The organism is Lysinibacillus sp. OL1 (assembly GCF_004332175.1).
In the GTDB taxonomy this organism is placed as follows: domain Bacteria; phylum Bacillota; class Bacilli; order Bacillales_A; family Planococcaceae; genus Lysinibacillus; species Lysinibacillus capsici.
On sequence record NZ_SJDS01000001.1, the window covers coordinates 783,894 to 809,175 of the forward strand.

Below are 25,282 nucleotides of genomic sequence, written 5' to 3' on the forward strand. Positions count from 1 at the left end.
AGAATTTTGATATGTTTTTATAGGAAATTAGTTTTAACCCATTAAAAGGCACTACCAGTCAAGATTGGTAGTGCCATTTTGTTATACGGTTAATTGATTTTCGTTTTGGAGATCAATGGCTTTTTGGAGCAGTCGATGCAGAACGGCTGCCAAGGTTGCAATCGTACTGGTTACAAAGATGCTGATAAGTGTCAGCGTAATAATTCCTGTAATATCTTCCTGGCCAGTAAACATTATCATAATTGATGCAATACCTAGCGCAAGGCCGGCTACAATAGTGAGAGCACAATTTTTGATCGTTCTCAAAGCCCGTACAGATGATTTGGAGAACGCTTTATGCTGGTCGATGTTCGTTAAGAGGCGATAGGCCTGATACAACGCCGTGTAATAGGGAATGCATAGTGCATACACATAGAGTAAAAAAAGATAAGACAAATAGGAGGATTCGGGATGTGCCGCTGCATCTCTACTGGCTATCCCAGGTAGCCAAAATAGTCCTAAAGCTAATACAGGGATACCTAGCAGCATAATCACACTCTTTAGGAAAATGGTTGAGCCCTTTTTATGTTTCATACAAAACACCTCACTGGTAATGGTATATTGATTTTAAAATAAAATTTATCGTTTTTCAATAAAAACATATTGCTATTCATTGATTTTTTTCGTTTTAAAAGACATCCATCCTTATAGGATAGATGCCTTTTAAGTGGGATGATTAACATCTTACATATTTACGTTTAAAGCCAATTCTGCCTCGCTCTATTTCCTTTTGAATTGTTTCATAAGCATTTAGCTGTGTGCTTTTCTTGTTGTCTCGCTTCATTTCTACAGGACCAATCGCTTGTGCGGTTGCTACTGCTTGTTCGTGGAGCGGCACATAGGAAATAGCCACTGTGTATAAAAAATTATTCATGGCCGATTTTGTACGTTCGGGTACGTCGTGGATGGTATTTTTCACGACATCCAGCATGTTAGCTAGCTTGCTCTCGGAAAATTCGCTATCCTTGCGATTCCCTAATAGCCAGCAATAGCAGCTCCAGCCCGCAGACATTTTCAGTTCCTCACCACTGGCAATCCACGCATCCGCCACCTCCTGAGCAATCGGTGCCTCTGCTAAAGTAACCGCTACTACATAATCCGACAGCATATAAAAATAAGCTGCCTCCATCCATCGATTAAAATCTTCCACAGTCATGGCTTTTGGATCTGCTATGATGCCAGCAAAGTACATCGCATCATAGTTGCCCGTAGCATAAAGCTCTTCTGCAAGACTCTGATCTATTTTAATTTTCTTCGCAATAGGCTTCATGGCACCTGTTGCCACGCCAAATAACGGCTCATGGGCGCCATTTGACATATACATTTTTTTCGTCCGTTCTTTGCCAAGAGCCTCTAGCTCCTGCATCACCAATTCAGCATTCATAATAGCACTTCCTTTTCTTTAAATATCGATTGCCTTGAGACAGCTAGTATTATTTACACCATATAGCGTTTTAGTTCCTTCTAAGTGGTCGCTTAAGAACCGATCCACCATTTGAATAAGCTCTTCAACGGAAAAATCAAGCTCGCCCTGTAGCCAGCTAATGGTAACAGCCGTAATGGATACAGTGAAAAAATGGGTCACAAAACTCATATATTTTTTCTCTACCTCTTGACACATTTCCGCAATTTGCTTCACAAAGTCTTCAATAATGCTATATATTTCTTGATGAAAAAAGCGATTAAAATGCTCATGGCCCATGGAGTTAATAGCATTTAGTGCAAACGCTCGATTTTTTTCTAAGTACAATAATATATCTCGATAGCCTTCTTGCCAAAGGCTTTCATCCTTATAATCATCCAGTAACTCAATTGCCTCTCGCTCTAGTGTCCACTTCAATAAATCATAAATATCCTCAAAGTGATAGTAAAACGTCTGTCGATTTAATTGTGCTTTCTCCATGACTTCCTGTATGGATATCTTTTCTAATGGCTTGAGTACCATTAATTCTTTTAAGACACTGGCTAATTGCCTTTTTGTTTTTTCACTTTTTTTCATACAGATCACCTTTTTTACAATTTTGCATTTTTGTCTGAATTTATACAGATCACGTTATCTGTCTATATCTTGCTCTTCCTTTCTTGATATACAGTATAGTCAGTTCTAATTGGAAAGGAAGAAAAGCATGAAAAAGTCATGGATATTGAGTCCTGTTTTTTGGGTGATAACAGTTATCGTGATGCTGATGATAATGCCTAATCTTGAAAAACTTGTACTAGATAAAGGACAAATCACATTGCCTAGTGACTTAGAGAGTGTCATTGGCACAGAGCTGTTAAACGATATTCAAAACGAAGGGAAGGATACCTATTCGTTTGTCTATGTATTTCATCAAGAAAAGGGTTTAACAGCTACTGATTATTTGGCAATCGAAGGGGTCCTTCATCATTTAAACACAAATAAGCTTCTTATCACAAATGCGCTCTTCCATACAGACAGTGAGCAGGCGGCGAATCAATTGGTTAGTAAAGACCATACAACCGTCATGGCACAATTGTCAATCGATAGAAAGATCGGTACAGCCAGTGAAGCAGCAGCGCTATTAAGGGCGGAAGTAAAAAATTTACCAATGGATACATATGTAACAGGAGCCGATATTGTGATGGATGATTTCTCTGCCACAACCCAAGATGGTGTGAAAAAGACTGAAATCATTGCTATTGTCTTTATCATTGCCATATTAGTGATTATTTTCCGTTCACCGATCATTCCATTGATCTCGCTTTTAACAGTAGGGGTGGCTTATGCTGTATCATTATCCATCATCGCCTTACTTACTAATTATTGGGATTTTCCGTTTTCTAACTTTACACAAGTATTTTTAGTTGTCATATTATTTGGGATTGGTACAGACTACAATATTCTTTTGTTTACTCGCTTTAAAGAGGAATTGGCTAAAACAAATCATGTCTTAAAGGCGATACAAAACACCTACAGAACCGCAGGCAAAACCGTATTACTAAGCAGTTCATCTGTGTTAATAGGCTTTACGGTGTTGTATTTTTCAAAATTTACCTTGTATCAAAGTGTTAGTGGAATCGCCATTGGCATTTGTATCTTATTGGCGGTTTTGATGACATTAAACCCATTCTTTATGGCATTGCTTGGCTTTAAGCTGTTTTGGCCAAGTAAGGTTATATCAGAGCATACTGAAAATAAGCTGTGGGGTTTTTTAGCAAAAAACGCCTTTGCAAGACCTATCGTTGGCATTATCTTTGCCTGTATCCTCACTGTACCATTTATTTATCACTATTCAGGAGAGCTTAATTATAATGATTTAGTAGAAATCGATGACAAATATGAATCGAAGCAGGCAATTAGTTTGATTGAAAAACATTATGAGCCTGGTATGAGTGCGCCCGCCACACTTGTCATCCAACAAAATGAATCGCTCGCAAGCACTGATTATTTACGTGCATTAGATGAATTAACTGGCATTATTGCGAATACACCTGGTGTAGCGAAAGTCTATTCTCCGACACGTCCAGAGGGGGAGCGTATTGCTGATCTTTATGTGAATGAACAAGCAAATACACTACAGGGGGGCTTAGGAGAAGCACAGGAGGGTGTCAGTTCCATTCAAGAAGGACTACAGGATGCCACCAATCAATTATCGAAAGAACAAGATGTCAGTGGTGTCCAAAATTTAATTAATGGCACCATACAATTACAGAATGGGGCTAGTGATTTAACGAATGCTTTACAGGGATTAACGAATGGCTTAGACAATGCAACAAATGGTTCTACCGATTTAATAGACGGGACAGTATCCCTAGAAGCGGGACTTGGGGAGCTTCAGCAAGGGCTCAATCAATTACAAACCTCCTATCAACAAATTGATACGGGCTTTCAACAATATCGTTCCGTTTTTTCTCAAATCGAGCAGCTAATCACGTCCTCTAAACAAGCGTTTGAAGGTATTTTAGGGGCCATGAATGCGTATGTCCAAGCAAACCCGGAAGCAGCAGAAGATGACAACATCCAAACAACTATAAGGACTGCTCAGCAGGGACTAAGTTCGTTAAATGCATTAGATGCTGTATCACTTTCAGCCCATTTTAATCAATTAACACAGACTTTTGGGCAAGCCAATACTTCCTTAGGTAATGCTCAATCAGCCATTGTGACTTTAAAAGCAGGCGCTCGTACTCTAAAAAATGGTGTCAATGATTTATCCCAAGGAATAGGGACAGCAGCACAAGGAGCCAATCAAATAACGACTGGTTCACACAATTTAACCAATGGATTAGCTGAGGTAAAAGCAGGTCAACAGCAATTACAGCAACAATTAATTAGTCTACAGGATAGCATGGTGGAACTGCGCAATGGATTAGGCGAAGGAGCAGAAGGGCTAGAAGATATCTACGCAGGATTAGATGATGCAAATAGCTATTTACATGAATTGTCAAACAAAGAAACAGGGACATTCTTTATACCAGCAGAGGTGTTACAGGGTGAGTTCCAGGAAAGCTTAAATGCCTATATGACCGATGATCGTCATGCCGCAACCTTCATGATTATTTTGGATGTCAATCCCTATAAGGAAGAAGCTATGACGATTATGCGTGACATCAAGCGTCGAGTAGACAGCTATGTAGAAAGTTCGTTATTGCAGCAAGCAAACGTCTATTTAACAGGTAAAACAATGAGTAATATCGATTTACAAGAAATTTCTTCAGCTGACTTTATACGAAGTGCAGTACTGATGCTTGCCGGCATTAGCGTGATTTTATGGTTAATCACACGCTCCTTTTTACAAACACTTATTATTAATGCCAGCTTATTAATCGCGACATTTTCCAGCCTTGGTATAACTGAAATGATAGCGAAACAGCTGCTAGATTATGACATGCTTAGCTGGAATGTACCGTTCTTTACGTACATTATGATTGTCTCACTTGGTGTGGATTACTCGATTTTCTTGTTGATGCGCTATAACGAGACAGCACAAGCAGGACTGAAGGAAATTATTCCGACAAGCCTACAGATGGGAAGCATTATTTTAGCAGCGGCTGTTATTTTAGGTGGCACCTTTGCTGCATTAATGCCATCTGGCGTTATTACGCTGATTCAGGTAGCGATGGCAGTCATTATTGGATTAGTGATCTTGACGTTTATGATGATGCCAATTTTTATTCCAGCTTGGTTTGGGTTTGCCGACAAAATAAAATTATTCCTAGCAAATAGAAAAGAGAAAAATCTGTAATGTCATCTATTTTTTTAGAATAGAAAAAATACTATTATATGAAATGAAGATGTGGATTTGGTATTTTCCAAATCCACATTTTAGCTAGAGCCTATTCCAAATAAACATAAATTGAGCTGCATCCGATTCGAGGGCAATTTGATGATAGTCTGTTGAATCATCATCTGTAATCAAGCGACCTTTTTGCACGTTTAAAATGGCATGTTTAACAGAGTCTGGATGTTCAATCGCATAGTGGGAGTCTTTTAGAAGAGTGAGGGCAGATCGACATTTATGTTTATCGATGCGCTCATTTTTTCCTTTAAAATACAGCTTAATTAAATAGGGCACATCGTCAATGATTAAACCGAGCTCAGGATTGGAACGCACAATTAAATCGTCACAATACCAATTTGCCTTACCTGGTTCAAACCACTGAACGTTTTTATTTTTTAAGAATTTTATATAGGCTTTAACGGCTTCTTGGTAATTTTTCTGGCGTGCAGGAAGGGCATTATCCACGATGTCGAGTAAATAGGTATCATTAAAACGCTGCTCATGGTATTTTTTTAATCCATCACGCAAGGCTTTCCAATAATCTTTTATTGGATGGTACTCTCCCTGATATTTGATATCCTTCACAAATTTTGTTTTTGCTGCACTTCCCTTCATTGTGAAGTCTGTAAATTGTGTTAAACCAATAGATGGCTTTGTGAGCGTCGTCATTTTTCCATCACCCTTCTTTCATCATCGATGACATACTATAGATTAGTATTATATTGGAAAGGGTACATGTATATGATTGATGGGCTTGTTAACAATCAGCTCCTAACAGTATTCTATTACAATAAGAAAATCAATTTTTTAAAAAAATATGTTTAGATGTGTTTTGACTGGGAATATAAATAGCGAGCTAGTAAAAAGCTCAAAAAAATATTTAGGAGGAATAGAAATGGCTAACAAGCAAAACAATCGCAACAGAAACAACAATGAAAACATGACTGTCGAAGAAGCGGGACGTAAAGGCGGAGAAGCTACCTCCAAAAATCATGACCGTGATTTTTATGAAGAAATAGGACGTAAAGGCGGCGAGGCTACGTCTAAAAATCATGGACATGAATTTTATCAAGAAATTGGCCGCAAAGGTGGAGAAGCTACGGCTGAAAACCACGGCGAAGAATTTTATGAAGAAATTGGCCGCAAAGGCGGAGAAGCTACCTCTGAAAAGCACGACGACGATTTTTATGAAGAAATAGGACGTAAAGGTGGAGAAGCACGCAGTAAACAGCGTAGTAACAACTCCAACGGCAATCAAAATCGTCGAAATAACAATAATAACTAATCACTTTTAAATAGCTTGAAACCCTTCACACACAGGGCGTTTGTAGTTTTAAACTACAGGCGCCTTTTTTGTTGTTAAGTTCCTCTCAATCCACAGGATAAATTTGTTGAATTTCTCCTAATTGTAGTATATATTTAATCCGCTTCTATTTGTTTTTAGAGGAAATGAGGATAGAGAGAATGACACAACTTAAAGATAAAGAACTATTTCAGGTAATTCAATCCGTCGTGCAGGCTGTGAACATGACGGTCAAGATAAAACAAGATGATTCAGGTATTAATATGAGCTATAACTTTATTGGGGATTATGTAGGATTTGATGCGAAACGATTAGTAGAGGCAAGAAATGAACTAATGCTTCCAACTTCACTTGAAATTTATGTCAAAACAATGACCCTTCATGAGCTAGGTCATGCAGTGGATCGACAAGCATTACAGGCGTCACTTCCACGTACAATTGAAATCTTTACGATGAAAAAGCAACATGCCTTAAAAGAAATATATCGTCAGGAACAACTACTAGCCATGCTGATTGAAGAACATGAAATGAATATTCAATTTGAGCAAACGGCTTGGGAAAATGCATGGATGCTTAACCATACACATCACTTAGTTCCTGAAAAGGACTTTGACTATATTAAACAGCATAGCCTAGCGACCTATCAGCGTTTATATGAGCAAGATTTACAAGCTTATCACCATCTTTTGAACCAGCAGATGGTGCAATTAGTTTAGCTAGAAATAATCATTTCATACCGTCGCGGGAATAGATCAAACCAAATAGGGCAATGTAATACTACTTGGAGGTGATCATTTTGACAAAGGGCAAGCAATATAAACGTCAGTCAGAGTTGGCGGAATTAGCGACAGATTTAAGTCCAGATGATTTAGATGTGCGCGAAGAAAATGCTCTAACACAAGAGCAAAAGAAAAATTCGAGCGAAGGAAATCGTTCAAAAAAATCTGCCACACGCAAATCGCAATCATAACGTAAACACCACAATCATTTCCGATTGTGGTGTTATTTTATCTATTTGCCACTTTTACATAGAACTGTACTACCGAGCATTGATTTAATGTTACAATTTATAGAATGAATGAAAGGAGCTGGAATAAATGATTTTATTTATCGTATTTGTTGGAGTTGTCGTTGTCATAGGCATCGTCAGTAATGCAAATAAAAATCACAGCAAATCGAATGAGCACAACCACCATATCCATTCCCCTAACGATTTTTCAACAAATGATGCATATCTTTCCTCCCAGGACAGCCAACAGTGTGCTGATTCTAGTGCTACTACGAGTGACTCATCCTGTGGCTCCGGTGGGGAATGAAGGTGGCCCATTCTGAATTATGGAGATATTGCTAGTAAATTGGCTTACGAGAATTCAAAGTAATCGAACTAAGAGCAAATTTTTTATAACGTGATCAAAAGCGGAGGAGGTCTGTTTTGCACCGATCTCTTCCGAAGTACATATGTAAAATTTCATCACCTCACCACTAGTAACTATTGTTACTAGAGAAGTTGTGAACTGTTCTTTAAGATATAGCGAAAATGAAGCAACAGGCGTAAGATAGAGGAATAGATAGAGAGAATTTGGAGGTAGTAGTTGATATGATTCGATTCGAAAATGATTATGCAGAAGGTGCCCATCCACAAATTTTGCAGCGGTTAGTGGCTACAAATGAAGAACAATCTCCTGGGTATGGTATGGATGAGCATTCCGAAAAAGCAAGAGCGTCTATTAAAAAAGCGATTGCAGCGGAGCAGGCAGACATTCACTTTTTAGTGGGGGGTACACAAACGAATACGACCGTGATAGCGTCTATTTTGCGTCCTCATCAGGGCGTCATTACTGCTAGTACAGGTCATATTGCGGTACATGAAACAGGAGCTATTGAGGCAACTGGTCATAAGGTGCTGACATTGCCTAGCGGTGATGGCAAACTAACTGCGGCACAGGTGAAAGCCTGCTATGATGCGCACTGGCTGGATAGCACACATGAGCATATGGTGCAGCCAGGCTTAGTGTACATATCTCACCCTACAGAAAATGGCACGACCTATAGTAAGACAGAATTAACAGCCTTACGTGAAGTTTGCCGAGACTGTGACCTACCACTGTTTATCGATGGTGCTCGTTTAGGCTATGGTCTAGTGGCACAAGACAGTGATTTATCACTCGCTGATATCGCTAAGCTTTGTGATGTATTTTATATTGGTGGCACTAAAATGGGTGCATTGTTTGGCGAAGCAGTCGTGATTGTTAATCCTGCGTACCAAAGGGATTTCCGCTACATGATCAAGCAAAGAGGGGGGCTGCTTGCCAAAGGTCGATTATTAGGCATTCAGTTCGAAACGCTATTTGAAGATACGCTCTATATGGATATTTCGCATCATGCGGTAGATATGGCAATGCTGATACGACAGGCATTTCTCGATAAAGGCTTCGCAATGCGCTATGATTCAAAAACGAATCAGCAATTTCCAATTTTACCAAACCATCTACTTCCAACGTTAGAAGAAAAATATTCCTTCTCCATTTGGGAAGCATACGATGATACTCATACAGTTGTGCGCTTTTGCACAAGCTGGGCTACGACCAAAGAAAATGTGGATCGTTTACTAGACGACATCCACCAATTAGTATAGCCAATCAAGCTGCACCTTCCGTCAAAGGGTGCAGTTTTTTCCTATTATTCCCTAACTCTTGCTATACTATAAATAACAGGAAAGGTGGAAGCGAATGACTAAATACGTAGCACTTTTAAGAGGTATTAATGTAGGTGGGCACAATAAATTAAAAATGGCTGAATTGAGAGACGCGTTGCAACCATTAGGACTCCAAAATATTCGGACCTATATTCAAAGTGGCAATATCCTGTTTGAATCGAGTGAATCAGAAGAACTTTTACAACAGCAAATTCAAGAGACCATTCAAACTACCTTCACTATCACGAGTACAGTAATCATTCGTACAGCTGAAGAATTTTGCTCTATTGTGAACAATTGTCCTTTCTCAGATCAAGACTTAGCAGATGCAAGAGCTGTAGCTACAGGGGAAAGTCTCCATGTTGCACTACTTCCAACAGTTCCAACTGAAGAGAACGGTGCTAAGTTATTACAATATGCAAGTGAAAAAGAGCGTTGCATGATCAAGGGGAGAGATGTCTATCTTTTATTTTACGATAGCATTCGCAATGCCAAGCTTAGTCAACAACTGCATAAGCTAGAGGTGCCTGCTACAGTTCGCAATTGGAAAACGATGATGAAGCTTGCGACAATGATTGGTGAGTAGAGAAATTCATCTTTTCTAAAAGGAGGCGTGTTTAGATGAGACGGGATCAAGTAGGTTATTTTATTTATCCTTTTTTATACTTCATTGTTAGAACGGTTAATCAATGGAGGAAGCATGAGTCGATTGCATGGGGAGAAAATGTGACGATGTTGGTCATCACAATGGTCTTCATCTATTTCTTTGTTTGGATGTGGAATTGGTCCAAAAAGCCGTATCAATGGGGAAAAAAGACTAATAAAGAAACATAAAGCAAGAGAGCAAATTTCATTTATTGAAATGATGCTCTCTTGTTTTTTATTTGAACTTTTCGGGTTTTGTGGCTTTAATAGAGGCAATTTCTCCACATTGCGTACAGACAGTGAAAATAAGGGGTGAACCTGAGGAAAAGATGGTATTCATGGGTCTTAAAGCAGCATAGCCATCTAATTTTCCTTCAGAAAAAGATTGCCCGCCACAGGCTTTACAACTATATGTATTTGTTTCCATATTCTCACCTCATAATGTAAGTTTAAGGAAATTATAGCATAGAAAAAACTACAGCGATATGCATCACTGTAGTCAGAATTGGTTGATACCCTTTGAGGTTTTCAAAAGTATTATAGCATAACAACTTATTCATTGTATAGATGAAGGAAAATAACTAGATGTTGCGACTTCATTTGATTTTATCGAATTGGCTATTTGAACGAAAAGATTGGGTGTTTTCTGATTGGTGATATCTTTATTCCTGAAAATATGCTGTTTAACTACGTTATAGACATAGAGAATGTTTAGTGAATCATTTATGCCATCTTCACGATCTTTGTAAAATCAACAAGTTCACAGTGGAGCTATAAAATGCTAAAGGTTATTAGTTTAAAATTAAATAGTTTAATGTTAAACTATTTTACGTTAGGAGAGCTAATTTGCTCTTTTTCGTGTGATTTGAAGGAGGAATTGAAAATGGATCGAGTAAAAAATAAAGTGGCATTAGTAACAGGTGGGGCTTCTGGTATTGGTTTATCGGCAGCTAGCTTGTTAGCAAAAGAGGGTGCAAAAGTAGTCATTGCTGATTTTAATGTAGAGGGTGCGAAAGAAGCAGCAGCAACTTTAGTCAATGATGGGTATGAGGCGGCAGCGGTTTTCCTTGATGCAGGGGATGCTTCCTCCATTGAAGCGGCCGTGAACTTCACTGTAGAACAATACGGCTCATTAACGGTGCTCTTTAATAATGTTGGTCTAACTAACCTGAAGAAAGATTTAGATGTATTAAATATTGATTTAGATGAATGGGACCGTTTAGTCAATGTGAATTTAAAATCGATTTTACTGGGTAGTCGTTTTGCCATTCCACATATGCAAAAAGCGGGCGGGGGCTCAATTATTAATACGGCTTCTATGGCTGCATTCGCCAGTGACCAAATTCGTACAGCCTATGGGGCAACAAAAGCAGGTGTGGTGAATATGACAAGAAACATTGCTACACAATTTGGGAAGGATCATATCCGTTGTAATGCGGTTGCACCAGGTCTCATATTAACACCTGCCGCAAAAAACAATATGCCAGAAGAAATGCTGGCCATTTATGCGAAATTTAATGCGCTACCATATCATGGGGAAGCGGATGATATTGGCCATGCAGTTGTATTTTTAGCCTCTGACGAATCAAAATTTATGACGGGCCAAACATTACAAATTGAAGGCGGACATTACCTCGCTAACCCAACCATCGCTGATACGAATAACTGGCTAGCATCTTTATAGTTAATCAATAAAAGAGGTTGTCTTAAAATAGACAACCTCTTTATTAGTTGGCACAAGCTTAGCTACATTTGAGGAGCTTCCAACCCAAACTGAGCCCATTCCTCTTTCGCTGGACCATAAATACCTGGAACAGTTAAACCAGCCTGACGCATCAGAACCGTCATTTGACCGCGATGATGACTTTGATGCTGTAGTAAAAATAATAACAGGGAACCATTGGGCATTTGTCGACCAATAAATTCAATCGTTTCAGTCATTGTCTTGTCAGTCCATTGCGATTGTATCGCTTCCACAAAGGCTTCACTCGCTTGGTGATAGCCATCTGCAATGAACTGAGCAGAGGTAGGAACTGGAAAATCCTTTGCTGGGGCTTCAAACGCTAAATTCGAATTCGAGGTAATAATTCGAATTGCAGTAACCGTGTGCCAAGCAACGCGTCCTAAAGTCCAGTTTTCCGGAGTGATTGCCTGATGTAGTGATTCATCTGTTAGATGATTAAGTAATTTTTGCGTAGCAGCGGCTTCAAATGCCCAAGACTGTAAAAAATGATCGATTGTTTGAAACATGAAATCCCCCCAAAAATAGCCTATGATGTCTTATTTTCCTATGCTCCTAAAAGAAAAGCAAGATAAAGCACTGCATAAAGGGGAAGGGCAATCGAGAGCAGGATGTACATGCTCCATTCACCAATCGATAATTTCCGTTGCCACCTCGTTAATTTTAGCTGTCGACAATAGACCATACTAGCAAGTAAAAAAATTAATAAAGTAAAATCCTTTAAGTTATCTAAAAAGATGTTCAGAATATCAGCTCCTTTAGGCATTGGCAATATATGTGCCAACAAGACGTTCAATGACCATAAGCTGAGCCAACATAAAAAGTGCGTTTCTATCTAACATAGAAACGCACTTCCATTTATTCATCTCGAAGGACAATAAAAACACCACTAAAAATTAATAGGGAGCCTATCCAAAAGGAAAGCCCAATCGTCTCTCCTAATAAGAGCCAGCCTAAAAATGTGCCGACAATTGGTTGAAAGAAGAAAAATAAGCCGCCACTAGACGCATTCATTAGTTGAAGCCCTTTATTCCACAATAAAAAACCACCAGCTGTTGAGATAATGCCTAAGTAAAGCAAGCCTCCTGAAATGGTCGGTTGTAAAACACTTGCCAGATCTAAATTCTTTAGCCTTGGAAGGACAAAAGGGGTCAATAACATCACGGCAATCATAGATGTATAGGTTGTGACAACAATTTGTGAGTAATGGCTTGGTACCTTTTTGACGAATACCGACATCAGTGCCCACGTTAAGGCAGCAAGCAGTAAATAGAGTCCACCTAATTGCTGTGTCACATCGATTTGACCATTGCCTACAACGATCCCGACACCAATCGTGGCAAGAGTGATAGACAAGCATTTTTTCAGCGTAATGCTTTCTTTTAAAATCAAACGGGCGAAGACAACCATAAAAGCAGGGGTTGTAGCAGTAATAATTGCCCCCATCTGCGCGGTGGATAGCATTGTGCCCATTTCCTGTGTCACAATTGAAATCGTGTTCCCAATAAGGCCAACAAGAAAAATGATCAGCCAATCTTTTTTAGCTATTTTCCAGGATTGCCTCATCATGACCCCAATGATCCCAAGTGCAATCACCGCGATCAAATAGCGCATCCAAACAAGCTCTAATGGTGGCACAACCTCCACCACTACTTTAACAACTACATACATGGCACCCCAAATACTCGCAGCAAGCGATAAAAAGATAGCACCGATTATTAGATTTCTCATGTTTTTTTCCTCCGTTTTCATAGATACCTATGCCCTTAACGGAGAAAAAGAGCTTCTACCGTTAAGGAAGAAGAAGTGCTGGTACGTCCTGTTCAAATAATGGAGCAAACATCATAATAATCCCACCATCCTCAAGTCATTTTTTATTAGTATAATAGAATAGACATCGTTTTCATAGGGAGATTTCATGAAAGCAAAAAGAGGGGGATGAAAATGGTAATACTTCAATATGTGATGGAAGAGAAGGATTTGCCAATCATAAAGGAGGTCTATCAATCTGTTGGGTGGATGAAACATGATGAACAGATTATCAAACAAGTTTTCGATGCAAGCACACATCAAGTATTCGCTGTGGTAGATGGAAAAATAGTGGGCTTTGCCAGAGCTTTGTCAGATGGCGTCTTTAATGCCGCCATTTACGATGTGATTGTGCATCAAGCCTATCAAGGCACAGGGATTGCTCGTTTACTTCTGGAGGATCTGATCGCACAGTTAAGGGAGGTATCCTGCATTCAGTTAATCGCCACAACAGGGAATGAACCGTTTTATGCAAAAATGGGCTTTAGAAAATTGAAAACGGGTATGGCCATCTATAAAAATCAGCAACTAGCTCAAGAATATTTGGATTAAAGGGAAGGGGCGGAAACCCACCAATGGTTTCCGACCCTACATTTTTAGACTGGATGAAATAGCTGTTAGTGGATACCTGCTTATAGTGCCCTACACTCCACTCATTCAAGTTGATTAAATCCTTAAGGGATTTGGGGACAGGGCAATTCCAATCTACATTTGCTATTGTTAGTGGGAAATTATCCTCAGCCGGATTAGGTGTATGGATATTAACTGAATCCAAACCAGCATCCTCCTCTACAAACTCCATCCATATTTGATAAGGTTTTCCCAATGTCGAGAGCCTTTCTGATAAGCGGTTATATAGGGCTATATGTGCTTTGATGTGCTCTCTTCTTATCTTTAAACCATCATTGCCGTACCCGTAAAAATCAAGGTGAATGTGCCACAAATTAAACCAACCTTCTTCGTCAATGTCTACAATAGATAGCTCTGTGGTTGTTTGTCGCCATAAGTTACGGAAATAACGCCTTTTCCCACGAAATTTTTTCAAATTACTGTTCTTCCATTTAAAAAGCTGTTCCTTTCATTACGTTGCCTTTTATTAAAATAAAGGCTTTGGCAATCCACTAAGATGCGCGATAACAGAGATTTGCCCAACATGGTAAGCTTCATGTGAGTAAACATGATGAAACAACCAGTTACGTGTAGGGACGGAAGGTGGCGTCCAACCATCGGAAAACTTCGGCACCTCGACTATTTCATTGAGCTGCGATTCGTCTAATGTATGTAGTATGTCATCCGTATAATGTCTAATTTGAATATAGCTATCTAGTATTTCCTTAGGCGAACAATCATCGTGAAGGTTTAATATACAAGGATTTTTAAGTCCAATTTCATTCACCCAATAGTCTTCGCTACTTGATAAATGAGAAATAATCCATGCTACATTATTTGGATAAAAATCAGATGTCTTAAACCAAAACGCCTCATCAAGTGTCCTTAGGTAAGGTATTAACGTTTTCCTTAGATCATTACGATATGGAAATAGCACATCTATACATCCTTTCTTTTATTAATAGGTTTATTGTAAAGGAGCAAGCACAGGATAGGAAATGAATCCTTTTTTCTCAGATTAAAAGAGGTCTGGAATATTAAAAAAATCACCTAGAGGAAGGTGATTAGATCGGATTGATTTTAAGTTCTCTTAGAATTAAAAGAACGCCCACTCCATACACGATAGAAATGGCTAAAGGTACAAGTGTGAAGGCTTGATCAACAAAGAAGCCACCTAAAATCAGGGCAGAAAAGCACACGCCTAGAGTCACAAATAAATAAGCCTTACTTTTATAAATCCATATGTATGGCAGAAAATGAGAGCCTGCAAGTAAACCAATTGTAAAGGGAAGATATTCAGGTATGTTCATATACACAATGATAAATACAGGTATGTAAAAAGCTTGAGGAGCGGCAACGATTCCTCCTAACGTCCCTAAAGGATTGCCAGTAGCGTTTAAATTAATCCCAAGAATTTTACTAATGCCTAAACCGATAGGGAAAATGGCACCTAAGCCAAATATCCAACTTAAACGAACCGCTTCGATTGGCAAAACTAAGGGCATTAGAGTAAAAAGTAAAAAGACAACCGCACCAGAAAGTAAAATGGGAAATCCCTTTTTTACTTCAACAATCATTTCCTTTTGTAAATCTTCCAGTGTTTTATCCATCAACGCACCATCCTTCATGAAATAAATAGAATATAACCTATAATATACCAGTATATTTCTATTTTTACCACAGATGATTTGAAATGGAGTTTTTTGTAAAGTTTGAAGGTGATCGAATCCTATGTCCCCCGAAAAATTATGAAGACAAAGATAATTATTAAAATTGTTGAAAACACTTGTAAAGAGAAACGAACATTAGCAATCATTCCTTTCAACTTTCTTACATTTTAAATACCTATGGAGATTTGACAATATTGATTTTGGGGTTACAAAAACGCCATCTTCTCAAACATCAAACATGGCTAAAGGTTACTCGCTTTTTTTTTGTCTCAATGTTAGCATTGTAGAATATTGGAGGTATCATATGGGACGAGATAAAAAATTTTCTGAACAAGACCTTTGGCATCATACGCATCAGCTTTTGCTATCTGTTGGATATCAAGGGTTTACAATGAGCTTGCTTGCACAAAGTATCGGCGTATCAAGGGCCGCAATTTATAAACAATATCCAAATAAAGAAGAACTTATTATTCAATTTATGGTTTGGCAAATGGAAAAAAGCATCGAGAACCTTTCAAATGTTAATTTTTCGCAATCATTTGAACAACAGCTTGAGGACTTACTTGTTCGTATGTTTGATATGCGCGACCTACATCAAATTTTAGGATTCGCCTCACAAATTAATGACGTATCGCTGGTTGTGAAGCAAAAAAAGGAAGTATTAAATAACATGCATGGTGGACTTTACATACCACTTCAACAAGTAATTAAACAGGGGAAGGAAGAGGGGATAATTGCAGAAGATCGTAACAACTTTATTTTGCTTAGCTTCATTTTTCAATTGATTGACATGCCAAACCATCTCAATATGCCTATAGAAAGCTTTTTAAAGGAGATCAAATTGCTTATTTTACATGGTATTTCAAAATAAGTAACAAGTATGTCACTTATTTTAGTTACACATGTGTAACTTTTGTGTATAATGAAAAAGAATTCATATTTAGCAGGATTCAATCTTTGCTCATATGAATTCTATTTCTAATATGGAGGCTACATCATGTTTTTAGCACTAAAAGAATTAAAATATGCGAAGTTCCGCTATGTAATGATGACCACAATTATCATTTTAATCGCATGGCTCGTGTTCATTTTATCAGGACTTGGCAACGGTTTAGCGACTTTGAGTGCCGCTACACTGAAAAATATCGACGCAGAATACGTTGTCTATGAAGAAACAGCAGGGGCTACATTCGCAAAATCGATCCTGTCAGAAAATCTGCAAGATGATTTAGAAAAACAAAAAAATGTAGATAAAGTAGCTGCGTTTGGCGCTTCTACAATAGCAGTCGGCAAAACAAAGTCAAAAGATGCCGATTCGAAGGAAGATGTCGCATTTTTAGGCGTTGAGCCAGACGCATTTTTTATGCCAGAGGTAATCGAGGGTGAAAAATTATCATACGACAACAAAAAAGGTGTTGTTATTAACGATACGTTAAAAGAAGCAGGCTACAAGATTGGTGATATTTTACTAGTAGCAAACTCTGACATGAAATTAGAAGTGGTAGGTTATGTAAAAGGAGAAACCTATAATCACTTACCTGCTATTTTCACAGTACTGGAAAACTGGCGTGATTATCAATATGCAGCTCCTGGCTCTGATAATGATACGGACAAGGCTGTACAAGCTTTCTTCCTAAAGGCTCCTAACTTAGAAGATCCATCTACTATCGATAAAGCCGTAAAAGATGTTGAAACGGTTACAAAGAAAACAGCAATCAACGGTATGCCTGGTTATAAAGAAGAAAACGGCACTATTATGATGATGCTTGCTTTTTGTATCGTTATCTCTGCATTCATTATTGCTGTATTCTTCTACGTCATTACAATGCAAAAGACACAACAATTTGGTGTCATGAAAGCAATTGGCGCTAGCAATGGTTTCATCGGTAAAGCAATTGTTGCACAAGTAGCGATTCTATCAGTATTAGGTATCGTTATTGGTATCGTCTTCACATACTTAACGGCTAAAATTTTACCAGAGGGTATGCCATTTGACTTAGAACCGACCTTAATCATTACCTATGCGATTGTTTTATTAATTATTGCATTATTAAGTTCAATTGTTTCTGTACGTCAAATCGTTAAAATCGATCCATTAACAGCATTAGGGAGAGTGGAATAAATGGCGCTATTATCATTACAAAATGTTTCTAAAAGCTATAAAGAAGGCGCTAGCACTGTCCAAGCATTAAAGCAAGCAACACTTGAAGTAGAAGCTGGGGAGCTAGTAGCCATTATCGGTCCATCAGGTTCGGGTAAAAGTACACTACTTTCAATTGCAGGCGCTCTATTACAGATGTCAGAGGGTACTCTAGAAATTAACGGCAGGAATATTGTTCATCTTTCAGCAAAACAATTAGCAAGTTTCCGTTTAAAAGAGCTTGGTTTCATTTTACAAACATCTAACTTAGTACCTTACTTAAATGTACTTGATCAATTACTACTGGTGAAAAAAATGGGTGGTAAAGTGACAAAAGAGGATAAAGAGTTTGCAAAGCAACTACTTACAGAGCTTGGCTTAAGTGATAAATGTAAAAAAATGCCGAATGAATTATCAGGTGGTGAGCGTCAACGTGTTGCGATTGCACGCGCATTCATGAATAACTCAAAAGTGATTTTAGCCGATGAACCAACTGCTAGCCTTGACTCTAAACGGGCACTTGAAGTCGTAAAGCTTCTTGCCAAAGAAGCAAAAGAACGTAATAAAGCTGCCATAATGGTAACCCATGATGAACGAATGCTACAGTTCTGTGACCATGTATATCGTATGGAAGATGGCGTGCTCACGCAACAATCTTAATCAATACAAAATAGAGGCTGGTATAAAACTCTAGCTTTCATCAAAAAGGACTCGTGCTTTTGTGTCAGTAAAAGTGCGAGTCCTTTTCGTTATAGAAAGGAATATTAAATGATTTTTATTGTTTAAACGATCAACCTAAACTAAGAAAAACATTTAATGATTATGCACGGGTATCAAGCCTCTTCAAAAACTGCTACACAGGTCATTGGGATGGAATGCTACAATAGACGAAGGATGCTCTGTATGCTTTAAAGCCTATGACGGATTATGCTAGGCTGCATAATAAAGGCGGATTTCATGCGTTTACGCCTGATACAAAGGAAGGAATAGCAGAGAGCCGAAACTTTTGCTCACTCTATGGCATTGATGTGGAAGCTGCCACAGGTTTATCCAATGGGGCTTTTACCTGTTATTTTTTAAATATAAATGTTTTTAATCAAGAGTACATATTTAGAAAAGCTACCTTTATATTGAATATGCCATTTTCAATATAAAGGTAGGATAAAAAAATTAATATTTGACTTTAGTGATAATAGGGGTTTCAACTCTACTATTCAATTTTTGGAATAGCCAGATAGCAAGGAATAAAGCCATGCTTACAGTACCAAAACCGACCCAATTCAAATTTAGGACAGAGGTATGACTGATGACAAACCCGCCTAATGCAGACCCCAGTGCAAAACCGAATTGGATAAAGGAGGTATTTATGCTGAGGGCAATGTCTGGATTTCGAGGTACTAGTGTAACAAGAAGGAGCTGCTGGGCAGGAGAAATACTCCAAGTTGCTACCATAAAAATCATTAAAATCAAGATCAATACAAAGAGATTGATACCAGCTAGTGCGAATAAGAGGAGCGTTACTGCTTGTAACAGCAAGCCAAAACAAATGGTAAAACGCGAACCCTTTGCATCAGCCAATTGCCCGCCCACTCTTGAGCCAAGAAAGCTACAGATGCCAGCTAAAAATAGAATGCCACTAATTTCGGTCATAGAAAGAGGGGATGTGGCTTGTAAGAAAGGCGTAATATAAGTAAATAGGGTAGCGTAGCCACCGACATAAAATAAAGTAATCGCCAGGGCAGTTAGAATTTTTGAATCTTTTAAAATCGAAAGCTGCGACCTGAGTGTAACAGCTTCTTCCTCTTTGATAACTGGAATTTTTTTATAGATGATAAGCAGTGGTAGAATAGTTAATAAACCGATCAGCATAAATAAAACTCTCCATCCAACTATTTCGCTAAAAAATGTGCCAATTGGAACACCCAGCACGAGCGAACTACTTAGTCCCATCAAAATGATGCCGATAGCACGGCCTCTTCGTTCTTTTTCAACTAATCGAGTAGCTACTGCCATGGCTACCACTGTAGCAATTCCTCCGCTAACCCCTTGAATAATTCGTATCCCTAGTGCGTACTCAAAAGAAGAGCTGATAAACATGAATCCGTTACTAATAATGAACACACTAACGGTAGCCATAAGCAACTTTTTGCGATCCACATTGATCGTGAGCGCAATGAGAATTGGAGCGAAAATAGCTGCTGCTAGGGCAAATAAAGTCACTAATAACCCAGCTTCTGAAATCGTTACTCCAAAGTCGACGGCAATCATTTCAATAACGCCTGTGATAATGTACTCAACGGTTCCGATTAGGAAAACAATGAGTGATAAAACATAGATAATCAGCTTATTTTTCAACTCAATTCACGCTTCCTTCAGCTATTTATAATAGGTATTTGTATCTCCATTAATTGCACGTTTTGGGTTGTAGATAATGGTAAATAGATTTCTCTACCTGGTTCGTTTTCCTTGACTTGATAGTTATTTTCTACAATCCAGTTAGCTAAATCAACACAGGCTGTACAAGCAAAGTTAGAATCTGAACGAAAGGTCATTGTGGCCATCATTGGCTCAGAAGGAAGAGTCCGTAGTTGAAATGTATCAGGGAATGATGAAAGCTCCTTGGTTAAAAAATAGCCGACTTCAAATTCAAACTCGTCTTCTTTCTCCTCTATTTCTTTCCATAAAACAACCTGAGGACTTTGAGCTAATTGGCGCATTTCCTTTGTGAGTAATTGATTAAATGTACGAAACAGATCTGGAATATCTTCTTCGCTCCCGCGTGCTTTCAAAGAAAGGAATTGCTGAGCATCCACTGCCTTGATGCGGATTTCTTGATCTGATTCCACCTGACCCTCTCGTTCTAAAAGTTGCATACGTTCTTCAATTCGTGCAAGCTTGGCCTGTTCCGTCTGGATAATATGTTGAATCTCACTTTTTTTCAGCTTAAACATCCCTTGTATATCTTTTAACGAAATATCTTCGTGGAGCAAACGTATAATTTGTGGCAAGGTAAACCCCAATTCCTTATAGGGAAAGATCCGATTGAGCTCTAGTAGCTGGTCTGCTGAATAGTATCGGTAGCAAGTATCATGGTCCACCTTTCTCGGCTTTAATATGCCAATCTGATCATAATAGCGCAATGTTTTCAAGGATACTTTGCTTAGCCTAGAAAATTCACTGATTTTAAACAAAATATCACCTCCAATCTAATAACTTAATGCAAGTATACAGTTTCCTGTGCAGGGGAAAGTCAAATGCTTTTTAAATAACCTTACTACAATCTAATGTAGTAAGGCGCTTGTGAATATTTCAATGAATGTTAAATATATAAATAACAATAATAATATAATTAAAAACAACTATTATTTATTGTTAATCAATAAATTTCGTGTTAAATTTATAGTGTCATTAAATAAGTGAGGTGCTTTCAATGAATGTTAAACCAGGTTTAACATCTTTTTTAAAGGTAATAATTCTTCTGGCTGGGATGGCCATTCTTGCCCTATGTATATTTTTTGTACCTCCTATGGCTCATTTCGCATCGAGTTTGTATCCGAATTTTTACCCAATGAATTATCTCATTTTCATTGTGATGTATGGATCGGCTGTACCTTTTTACATTGCTCTCTATCAGGCTTTTAATCTTTTACGGTACATTGAAGCGAATACAGCTTTCTCGGAATTATCTGTAAAAGCATTAAAGTACATAAAGTGGTGTGCGATAATAATCAGTGGCTTGCATGTCTTAGCTTCACCACTTTTTCATTTTATAACAAACAAAATGGATCCTCCTTTTGGAATAGTGGGACTCCTCATCATTTTTGTTTCACTAGTTATCGCCATTTTTGCGGCTGTCCTCCAGCGGCTTCTACAAGAAGTGACGAATATAAAATTAGAAAATGATTTAACGGTCTGAGATGGATGATATGGTGATATTAGCCAAACGAAAACTGCTCATAGAAGAGATGTAGAACCTATCAGTTAGAATTCGGAATCCTATGGAAGTTTAATAGTGACGCAAGTAAATTTCTAGATAGATATGTAGTTTAATCTTTTAAGGGGGCTGATCCACTTTTATTCTACTTTTGCTATACTTTATGAAATTGAATAGTATAGGAGGCTATAAAAGTGGATTGGAAGATAAAAAAATTTGATGAATTAACAGTAAAAGAACTATATGAGATACTGAAGGTTCGTGCGGAAGTTTTTGTGGTAGAGCAAAAATGTGTCTATCAGGATCTAGATTCAAAAGACGAAAATGCTTATCATTTATTTGGTGAAGACCAAGGAGAGGTAGTTGGGTATTTAAGAATTCTACCCAAAGGAATAGCATATCAAGAAGCAGCAATCGGAAGAGTGTTAACAAAGCAAACCTACAGAAAAAAGGGATTGTCTCTGGAAATGGTTAAAAGAGCAATTGATTACATTCTAGATGATATTGGAGAAGACGCAATCCGCATTTCTGCGCAGGCATATTTGCTAAAATTCTATGAGGGCTTCGGATTTGAAAAGACATCAGAAGTTTATTTAGAAGATGGAATAGAACATATAGAAATGCTATATAAAAGGCTGTAATTATCAGACACCTTGCGCTTAAAGAGGAGGATAGCCCTCAAATAGCAGGATAGAATTCTAAAAGTGGAGGATAAAACTGAAAAAGTAGCGGATAGAACGTTCAAAGTGAGGGATAGCCCGCAAATTAGGAGGATAGCCCTCAAATAGCAGGATAAAATACTAAAAGATGATAAAATAGCAGATTAACAAATTGTAAAAATTGAGCGCTATCCGAGCATAAGGATAAGCGCTTTATTTTTTTCTTGAACTTTTAAGCCCTTAAACTAGTATTTAACCTTCAACCCTAGTAATGAAGCAAAACCTATGGCTTGTTCAGTAGAGACTTCACACCCATTTAAACTTTCTGGAGTTACTTGAAGTCTTTTAAATTTACATGTACTGATGTCTATTCCTTTTAAGGGAGTTTGAGAGAAATCAACATCATTTAGATCACTTTCCTGAAACGCTACTTTATTAAGTAAACAATCATAAAAATTCGCACCTTGCAGGGAGGTGCTATCAAATAGCACTTGTTTAAAGCGCACTTCGGGGAAATTGCATAAGTTTGCAAGGCAATTTTCAAATGAAACATTGCCGAGGTTTGCTTCAGTTAAATTCAACCCTAATAATTTACAGTTTTTGAAGGCCACTCTATGAATGATGCCTTCACTTAAGTTAGTGTTAGATAAATCACAGTTTTCAAAAATGACGTCCGTTAAATCAATTTTTTGAAAGGTACAATCGATGAATGTGACATTTTTAAAGATAACATTAGAGACGATTAATCGTTCAATATCCTCGTGAGCAATGACCGTATCCGTAATCTTGCAATTTGTTAAATAGGGTTCCTCCTCATAAAAAATATCCTGAAAATTTGCTTTGTCAAGATTCGGGGATATTTTTGGTGATATAAGTTGGAAATTGTATGACATATTAGCACACCCTTCAAATATAAATAAAAGCTTCTCCTATTTAGTATAAGTGTAAACCTAAAATAAGAACACCGTCTATACGGTGCTCTTATCTGGTTTATACAAAGGATTCACCATCTTACTAAAAACGGAGGCTAGCACCTGTTGAAACAGCATACCGAACACAACAGGCATGGCGACTTTACCTGGAAAGTACGTTGTGGCCACGATGACACCGACAGCAATATTTCTCATGCCACCAGTAAAAACAAAGGTTGCCATTTGTGGACCGTCTTTTAACAGATATCGACCAATGAGGTAAGCAAATAGATAGCCTGATACTGCAAGGAAGAACACTAAAAGCACCACGAAGAAGAGATGCAAGTTGATATCCTTTAAGTAGGGAGCAATGGCACTGCTATTAATCAGTATGACAGCAAATAAACATAGCTTTGAAAAAGGAGCAAGTTTTTTACCGATTTTTTGAGGGATGGCTCCTTTCGAAAGTTCATTCACTAAGATACCTAAAATCGTGGGTAAGACAATCATCCATAGTAAATTCAGAATCAGGGATGCCACATCCAACTCAATTTTTTCACCCGAAACGATATAGAGGATGGAGGGGAGGAGGATGGGTGAAAGGAGCGTATCAATTAAAATAATTGATAAGCCTAACGGTAAGTTCCCTTTGCAAATATTGATCCAAATAACACTCGTTACACCTGTTGGAAGTGCAACTGCTAAGACAAAACCAACAGTCAACAAATGGTCATCGAACAAAACAGTGGATAAGAAATAAGCCCATAAAGGCATCAAGAGATGAAGAAAAAGGATGGAGAATAAAATGAGAACTGGATGCTTCATGAAAATTTTTACATCTTTAAATTTCATATGTAAGCTTCCTGAGAATGTCATGAAGGCAAATAGCCAGGAGACGAGGAATAATAAATGATGTCCAATACTTTCTAAGAATACACCTACAATTAAACTTAATGGTGTCAGGATCGCAATGTATTTTTGGAGAAATACATTTAGTTTTTCTAACATACAAAGACCTTCTTTTTTTATCTGATTTTATCACTTTTATTATACCGCAAAAAAAGCAGAAGATTTTCTCCTGCTAAGAATTTACATGTTTTTTATTGGTTTCTTTAGTGAACGGCATCCATACAATGCCTACAATCAATAAAATATTACCTGTCCACCTAACCCATAAATAATAAGGCTGGTCTTTTAAAAAGTACAACGAAGCTAGGATAATAACCATCCCAATACCAATCATTAATTTTAAATAAATCGGAGTTTTTGCCATTCTCCTGCCTCCTTTCTATCTTTTCATGAATATGTATCTATATCACTTTTTTTCCTATCCAATGCGCAGTAAAGACAATGGGGAAAAATAGTATGCCAAAAGGCAGGCTTATCAAAACGATATGCCAAGTAAGGATGCCACTAGTAAACAAAGATTTAAATAAAATAATGATATAGGGAATAATGATGATGGCTGATGTTATAGCTCCTGGAGTAACAGAACGAAATAAGAGCGATTGTCCAATATGGGTAAAAGCATGGATAAAGAAAACAAGTGTAACAGCTGTGAAAAAATAAATAGTAAAAGCAGCCCCGTTTAGAAAATAGTAGTTAGCCAGAATGGTAGAGAGACTGACAAACAAGAAGATAAATAAGACAGCAACTGCAAATTGTGCGGTGCTCATTGAAAATTGTTTTACCACTTTATCGGCTATTTTTTTGGGTAATCTTTCATACAGCTTATGACGATTATGATGTAACCATTTCTCTACCATAATAATTTCTTCAAAATCGTGAATAATAAATAAAATAGGAAACAACCAAATTAGTGTTTGAACATTCAACCATTCCATATGAATACCTCTCTCCTTATCTCTATGCTTGAAGTGTGAC

Annotated in this window: 32 protein-coding genes; 15 read left to right on the forward strand and 17 right to left on the reverse strand. The window is 37.8% G+C overall.

What is annotated here, in order from left to right:
• Positions 1-81 precede the first annotated feature (81 nt).
• The 3 genes from EW028_RS04040 to EW028_RS04050 form a co-directional block, all read right to left on the reverse strand.
• On the reverse strand, positions 82-573 hold the full coding sequence (locus EW028_RS04040; protein ID WP_131519967.1) for a DUF2975 domain-containing protein: 492 nt from the start codon (positions 571-573) through the stop codon (positions 82-84).
• 142 nt (positions 574-715) lie between these two features.
• A complete protein-coding gene (locus tag EW028_RS04045; protein WP_131519968.1) occupies positions 716-1,423 on the reverse strand; it encodes a DNA alkylation repair protein in 708 nt (235 codons plus the stop codon).
• A gap of 18 nt (positions 1,424-1,441) precedes the next feature.
• Positions 1,442-2,038 carry a TetR/AcrR family transcriptional regulator C-terminal domain-containing protein gene (locus tag EW028_RS04050; protein ID WP_131519969.1) on the reverse strand — a complete coding sequence of 199 codons (597 nt, stop codon included), beginning with the start codon at positions 2,036-2,038 and terminating at the stop codon, positions 1,442-1,444.
• A 127-nt stretch (positions 2,039-2,165) separates the two neighbouring features.
• On the opposite strand from EW028_RS04050, the gene EW028_RS04055 reads away from it, so the two are divergent.
• Entirely contained in the window at positions 2,166-5,246 is a 3,081-nt protein-coding gene (locus EW028_RS04055) for an MMPL family transporter (protein ID WP_131519970.1), read from the forward strand.
• Between the two features lie 84 nt (positions 5,247-5,330).
• Here EW028_RS04055 and EW028_RS04060 read toward each other — a convergent pair whose 3' ends face one another.
• Positions 5,331-5,951, reverse strand: coding sequence for a hypothetical protein (locus tag EW028_RS04060; RefSeq protein WP_131519971.1), 621 nt, complete (start codon positions 5,949-5,951; stop codon positions 5,331-5,333).
• 271 nt (positions 5,952-6,222) lie between these two features.
• Between EW028_RS04060 and EW028_RS04065 the strand changes: the two genes are divergently transcribed.
• The 6 genes from EW028_RS04065 to EW028_RS04090 all read left to right on the forward strand — a co-directional run bounded on the left by EW028_RS04065 (position 6,223) and on the right by EW028_RS04090 (position 10,114).
• Positions 6,223-6,567 carry a KGG domain-containing protein gene (locus EW028_RS04065; RefSeq protein ID WP_193767313.1) on the forward strand — a complete coding sequence of 115 codons (345 nt, stop codon included), beginning with the start codon at positions 6,223-6,225 and terminating at the stop codon, positions 6,565-6,567.
• A gap of 179 nt (positions 6,568-6,746) precedes the next feature.
• Positions 6,747-7,301: an integrase gene (locus EW028_RS04070; protein ID WP_112117949.1), complete on the forward strand. Its 555-nt coding sequence runs from the start codon at positions 6,747-6,749 to the stop codon at positions 7,299-7,301.
• 71 nt (positions 7,302-7,372) lie between these two features.
• Positions 7,373-7,555 carry a hypothetical protein gene (locus tag EW028_RS25100; RefSeq protein ID WP_227744851.1) on the forward strand — a complete coding sequence of 61 codons (183 nt, stop codon included), beginning with the start codon at positions 7,373-7,375 and terminating at the stop codon, positions 7,553-7,555.
• A gap of 627 nt (positions 7,556-8,182) precedes the next feature.
• Positions 8,183-9,220, forward strand: coding sequence for a threonine aldolase family protein (locus tag EW028_RS04080; RefSeq protein ID WP_131519974.1), 1,038 nt, complete (start codon positions 8,183-8,185; stop codon positions 9,218-9,220).
• Between the two features lie 94 nt (positions 9,221-9,314).
• Positions 9,315-9,866 (forward strand): DUF1697 domain-containing protein, encoded by a 552-nt coding sequence (locus EW028_RS04085; protein ID WP_131519975.1) that lies wholly within the window; start codon positions 9,315-9,317, stop codon positions 9,864-9,866.
• A gap of 35 nt (positions 9,867-9,901) precedes the next feature.
• Positions 9,902-10,114 carry a hypothetical protein gene (locus EW028_RS04090; protein ID WP_131519976.1) on the forward strand — a complete coding sequence of 71 codons (213 nt, stop codon included), beginning with the start codon at positions 9,902-9,904 and terminating at the stop codon, positions 10,112-10,114.
• A 46-nt stretch (positions 10,115-10,160) separates the two neighbouring features.
• Here the strand turns inward: EW028_RS04090 and EW028_RS04095 are convergent, their stop codons facing one another.
• Positions 10,161-10,352 (reverse strand): hypothetical protein, encoded by a 192-nt coding sequence (locus EW028_RS04095; protein WP_131519977.1) that lies wholly within the window; start codon positions 10,350-10,352, stop codon positions 10,161-10,163.
• A gap of 456 nt (positions 10,353-10,808) precedes the next feature.
• On the opposite strand from EW028_RS04095, the gene EW028_RS04105 reads away from it, so the two are divergent.
• Positions 10,809-11,609 carry an SDR family NAD(P)-dependent oxidoreductase gene (locus EW028_RS04105; protein ID WP_016991487.1) on the forward strand — a complete coding sequence of 267 codons (801 nt, stop codon included), beginning with the start codon at positions 10,809-10,811 and terminating at the stop codon, positions 11,607-11,609.
• Positions 11,610-11,671: 62 nt separating this feature from the next.
• On the opposite strand, the gene EW028_RS04110 is transcribed toward EW028_RS04105, so the two are convergent.
• The 3 genes from EW028_RS04110 to EW028_RS04120 form a co-directional block, all read right to left on the reverse strand.
• On the reverse strand, positions 11,672-12,175 hold the full coding sequence (locus tag EW028_RS04110; RefSeq protein WP_131519978.1) for a DinB family protein: 504 nt from the start codon (positions 12,173-12,175) through the stop codon (positions 11,672-11,674).
• Between the two features lie 38 nt (positions 12,176-12,213).
• Complete coding sequence (locus tag EW028_RS04115; protein WP_227744852.1) at positions 12,214-12,462, reverse strand: hypothetical protein; 249 nt, start codon at positions 12,460-12,462, stop codon at positions 12,214-12,216.
• A 62-nt stretch (positions 12,463-12,524) separates the two neighbouring features.
• Positions 12,525-13,397 (reverse strand): DMT family transporter, encoded by an 873-nt coding sequence (locus EW028_RS04120; protein ID WP_131519980.1) that lies wholly within the window; start codon positions 13,395-13,397, stop codon positions 12,525-12,527.
• A 213-nt stretch (positions 13,398-13,610) separates the two neighbouring features.
• Between EW028_RS04120 and EW028_RS04125 the strand changes: the two genes are divergently transcribed.
• Positions 13,611-14,027 (forward strand): GNAT family N-acetyltransferase, encoded by a 417-nt coding sequence (locus EW028_RS04125; RefSeq protein ID WP_131519981.1) that lies wholly within the window; start codon positions 13,611-13,613, stop codon positions 14,025-14,027.
• Here the strand turns inward: EW028_RS04125 and EW028_RS04130 are convergent.
• The 3 genes from EW028_RS04130 to EW028_RS04140 all read right to left on the reverse strand — a co-directional run bounded on the left by EW028_RS04130 (position 13,960) and on the right by EW028_RS04140 (position 15,694).
• Positions 13,960-14,520 (reverse strand): hypothetical protein, encoded by a 561-nt coding sequence (locus EW028_RS04130; protein WP_227744853.1) that lies wholly within the window; start codon positions 14,518-14,520, stop codon positions 13,960-13,962. The genes EW028_RS04125 and EW028_RS04130 overlap by 68 nt on opposite strands.
• A 51-nt stretch (positions 14,521-14,571) precedes the next feature.
• Positions 14,572-15,021, reverse strand: a complete 450-nt coding sequence (locus EW028_RS04135) for a DinB family protein (RefSeq protein WP_131519982.1) — start codon at positions 15,019-15,021, stop codon at positions 14,572-14,574.
• A 127-nt stretch (positions 15,022-15,148) separates the two neighbouring features.
• On the reverse strand, positions 15,149-15,694 hold the full coding sequence (locus EW028_RS04140; protein WP_131519983.1) for a DUF7010 family protein: 546 nt from the start codon (positions 15,692-15,694) through the stop codon (positions 15,149-15,151).
• 364 nt (positions 15,695-16,058) lie between these two features.
• Between EW028_RS04140 and EW028_RS04145 the strand changes: the two genes are divergently transcribed.
• The 4 genes from EW028_RS04145 to EW028_RS25105 all read left to right on the forward strand — a co-directional run bounded on the left by EW028_RS04145 (position 16,059) and on the right by EW028_RS25105 (position 19,048).
• The gene (locus EW028_RS04145) at positions 16,059-16,625 is read left to right on the forward strand and encodes a TetR/AcrR family transcriptional regulator (RefSeq protein WP_048393822.1); all 567 of its coding nucleotides are present in this window, start codon (positions 16,059-16,061) and stop codon (positions 16,623-16,625) included.
• Between the two features lie 126 nt (positions 16,626-16,751).
• Complete coding sequence (locus tag EW028_RS04150; protein WP_048393820.1) at positions 16,752-17,876, forward strand: ABC transporter permease; 1,125 nt, start codon at positions 16,752-16,754, stop codon at positions 17,874-17,876.
• Complete coding sequence (locus EW028_RS04155; protein WP_131519984.1) at positions 17,877-18,554, forward strand: ABC transporter ATP-binding protein; 678 nt, start codon at positions 17,877-17,879, stop codon at positions 18,552-18,554.
• A 257-nt stretch (positions 18,555-18,811) separates the two neighbouring features.
• A complete protein-coding gene (locus EW028_RS25105; RefSeq protein ID WP_193767303.1) occupies positions 18,812-19,048 on the forward strand; it encodes a hypothetical protein in 237 nt (78 codons plus the stop codon).
• 16 nt (positions 19,049-19,064) lie between these two features.
• On the opposite strand, the gene EW028_RS04160 is transcribed toward EW028_RS25105, so the two are convergent.
• Positions 19,065-20,249 carry an MFS transporter gene (locus EW028_RS04160; RefSeq protein WP_131519985.1) on the reverse strand — a complete coding sequence of 395 codons (1,185 nt, stop codon included), beginning with the start codon at positions 20,247-20,249 and terminating at the stop codon, positions 19,065-19,067.
• A 17-nt stretch (positions 20,250-20,266) separates the two neighbouring features.
• Complete coding sequence (locus EW028_RS04165; protein WP_131519986.1) at positions 20,267-21,085, reverse strand: MerR family transcriptional regulator; 819 nt, start codon at positions 21,083-21,085, stop codon at positions 20,267-20,269.
• Positions 21,086-21,324: 239 nt separating this feature from the next.
• Here EW028_RS04165 and EW028_RS04170 point away from each other — a divergent pair, with 239 nt between their 5' ends.
• A complete protein-coding gene (locus tag EW028_RS04170; protein WP_131519987.1) occupies positions 21,325-21,810 on the forward strand; it encodes a DUF2975 domain-containing protein in 486 nt (161 codons plus the stop codon).
• Between the two features lie 212 nt (positions 21,811-22,022).
• Positions 22,023-22,469 carry a GNAT family N-acetyltransferase gene (locus EW028_RS04175; protein ID WP_131519988.1) on the forward strand — a complete coding sequence of 149 codons (447 nt, stop codon included), beginning with the start codon at positions 22,023-22,025 and terminating at the stop codon, positions 22,467-22,469.
• Positions 22,470-22,732: 263 nt separating this feature from the next.
• Here EW028_RS04175 and EW028_RS04180 read toward each other — a convergent pair whose 3' ends face one another.
• The 4 genes from EW028_RS04180 to EW028_RS04195 form a co-directional block, all read right to left on the reverse strand.
• Positions 22,733-23,380, reverse strand: a complete 648-nt coding sequence (locus EW028_RS04180; RefSeq protein WP_131519989.1) for a pentapeptide repeat-containing protein — start codon at positions 23,378-23,380, stop codon at positions 22,733-22,735.
• A gap of 75 nt (positions 23,381-23,455) precedes the next feature.
• Complete coding sequence (locus EW028_RS04185; RefSeq protein WP_131519990.1) at positions 23,456-24,406, reverse strand: bile acid:sodium symporter family protein; 951 nt, start codon at positions 24,404-24,406, stop codon at positions 23,456-23,458.
• Between the two features lie 73 nt (positions 24,407-24,479).
• Positions 24,480-24,671 carry a hypothetical protein gene (locus EW028_RS04190; RefSeq protein WP_054549391.1) on the reverse strand — a complete coding sequence of 64 codons (192 nt, stop codon included), beginning with the start codon at positions 24,669-24,671 and terminating at the stop codon, positions 24,480-24,482.
• Positions 24,672-24,708: 37 nt separating this feature from the next.
• Positions 24,709-25,242 (reverse strand): HXXEE domain-containing protein, encoded by a 534-nt coding sequence (locus EW028_RS04195; protein WP_131519991.1) that lies wholly within the window; start codon positions 25,240-25,242, stop codon positions 24,709-24,711.
• Positions 25,243-25,282 lie beyond the last annotated feature (40 nt).

What these genes read in the sequence shown, in the direction of transcription:
- EW028_RS04040 (WP_131519967.1), bottom strand. Translation starts at nt 573, where the DNA reads ATGAAACATAAAAAGGGCTCAACCATTTTCCTAAAGAGTGTGATTATG.
- EW028_RS04045 (WP_131519968.1), bottom strand. Translation starts at nt 1,423, where the DNA reads ATGAATGCTGAATTGGTGATGCAGGAGCTAGAGGCTCTTGGCAAAGAA.
- EW028_RS04050 (WP_131519969.1), bottom strand. Translation starts at nt 2,038, where the DNA reads ATGAAAAAAAGTGAAAAAACAAAAAGGCAATTAGCCAGTGTCTTAAAA.
- EW028_RS04055 (WP_131519970.1), top strand. Translation starts at nt 2,166, where the DNA reads ATGAAAAAGTCATGGATATTGAGTCCTGTTTTTTGGGTGATAACAGTT.
- EW028_RS04060 (WP_131519971.1), bottom strand. Translation starts at nt 5,951, where the DNA reads ATGACGACGCTCACAAAGCCATCTATTGGTTTAACACAATTTACAGAC.
- EW028_RS04065 (WP_193767313.1), top strand. Translation starts at nt 6,223, where the DNA reads ATGACTGTCGAAGAAGCGGGACGTAAAGGCGGAGAAGCTACCTCCAAA.
- EW028_RS04070 (WP_112117949.1), top strand. Translation starts at nt 6,747, where the DNA reads ATGACACAACTTAAAGATAAAGAACTATTTCAGGTAATTCAATCCGTC.
- EW028_RS04080 (WP_131519974.1), top strand. Translation starts at nt 8,183, where the DNA reads ATGATTCGATTCGAAAATGATTATGCAGAAGGTGCCCATCCACAAATT.
- EW028_RS04085 (WP_131519975.1), top strand. Translation starts at nt 9,315, where the DNA reads ATGACTAAATACGTAGCACTTTTAAGAGGTATTAATGTAGGTGGGCAC.
- EW028_RS04090 (WP_131519976.1), top strand. Translation starts at nt 9,902, where the DNA reads ATGAGACGGGATCAAGTAGGTTATTTTATTTATCCTTTTTTATACTTC.
- EW028_RS04095 (WP_131519977.1), bottom strand. Translation starts at nt 10,352, where the DNA reads ATGGAAACAAATACATATAGTTGTAAAGCCTGTGGCGGGCAATCTTTT.
- EW028_RS04105 (WP_016991487.1), top strand. Translation starts at nt 10,809, where the DNA reads ATGGATCGAGTAAAAAATAAAGTGGCATTAGTAACAGGTGGGGCTTCT.
- EW028_RS04110 (WP_131519978.1), bottom strand. Translation starts at nt 12,175, where the DNA reads ATGTTTCAAACAATCGATCATTTTTTACAGTCTTGGGCATTTGAAGCC.
- EW028_RS04120 (WP_131519980.1), bottom strand. Translation starts at nt 13,397, where the DNA reads ATGAGAAATCTAATAATCGGTGCTATCTTTTTATCGCTTGCTGCGAGT.
- EW028_RS04125 (WP_131519981.1), top strand. Translation starts at nt 13,611, where the DNA reads ATGGTAATACTTCAATATGTGATGGAAGAGAAGGATTTGCCAATCATA.
- EW028_RS04140 (WP_131519983.1), bottom strand. Translation starts at nt 15,694, where the DNA reads ATGGATAAAACACTGGAAGATTTACAAAAGGAAATGATTGTTGAAGTA.
- EW028_RS04145 (WP_048393822.1), top strand. Translation starts at nt 16,059, where the DNA reads ATGGGACGAGATAAAAAATTTTCTGAACAAGACCTTTGGCATCATACG.
- EW028_RS04150 (WP_048393820.1), top strand. Translation starts at nt 16,752, where the DNA reads ATGTTTTTAGCACTAAAAGAATTAAAATATGCGAAGTTCCGCTATGTA.
- EW028_RS04155 (WP_131519984.1), top strand. Translation starts at nt 17,877, where the DNA reads ATGGCGCTATTATCATTACAAAATGTTTCTAAAAGCTATAAAGAAGGC.
- EW028_RS25105 (WP_193767303.1), top strand. Translation starts at nt 18,812, where the DNA reads ATGACGGATTATGCTAGGCTGCATAATAAAGGCGGATTTCATGCGTTT.
- EW028_RS04170 (WP_131519987.1), top strand. Translation starts at nt 21,325, where the DNA reads ATGAATGTTAAACCAGGTTTAACATCTTTTTTAAAGGTAATAATTCTT.
- EW028_RS04180 (WP_131519989.1), bottom strand. Translation starts at nt 23,380, where the DNA reads ATGTCATACAATTTCCAACTTATATCACCAAAAATATCCCCGAATCTT.
- EW028_RS04185 (WP_131519990.1), bottom strand. Translation starts at nt 24,406, where the DNA reads ATGTTAGAAAAACTAAATGTATTTCTCCAAAAATACATTGCGATCCTG.
- EW028_RS04190 (WP_054549391.1), bottom strand. Translation starts at nt 24,671, where the DNA reads ATGGCAAAAACTCCGATTTATTTAAAATTAATGATTGGTATTGGGATG.
- EW028_RS04195 (WP_131519991.1), bottom strand. Translation starts at nt 25,242, where the DNA reads ATGGAATGGTTGAATGTTCAAACACTAATTTGGTTGTTTCCTATTTTA.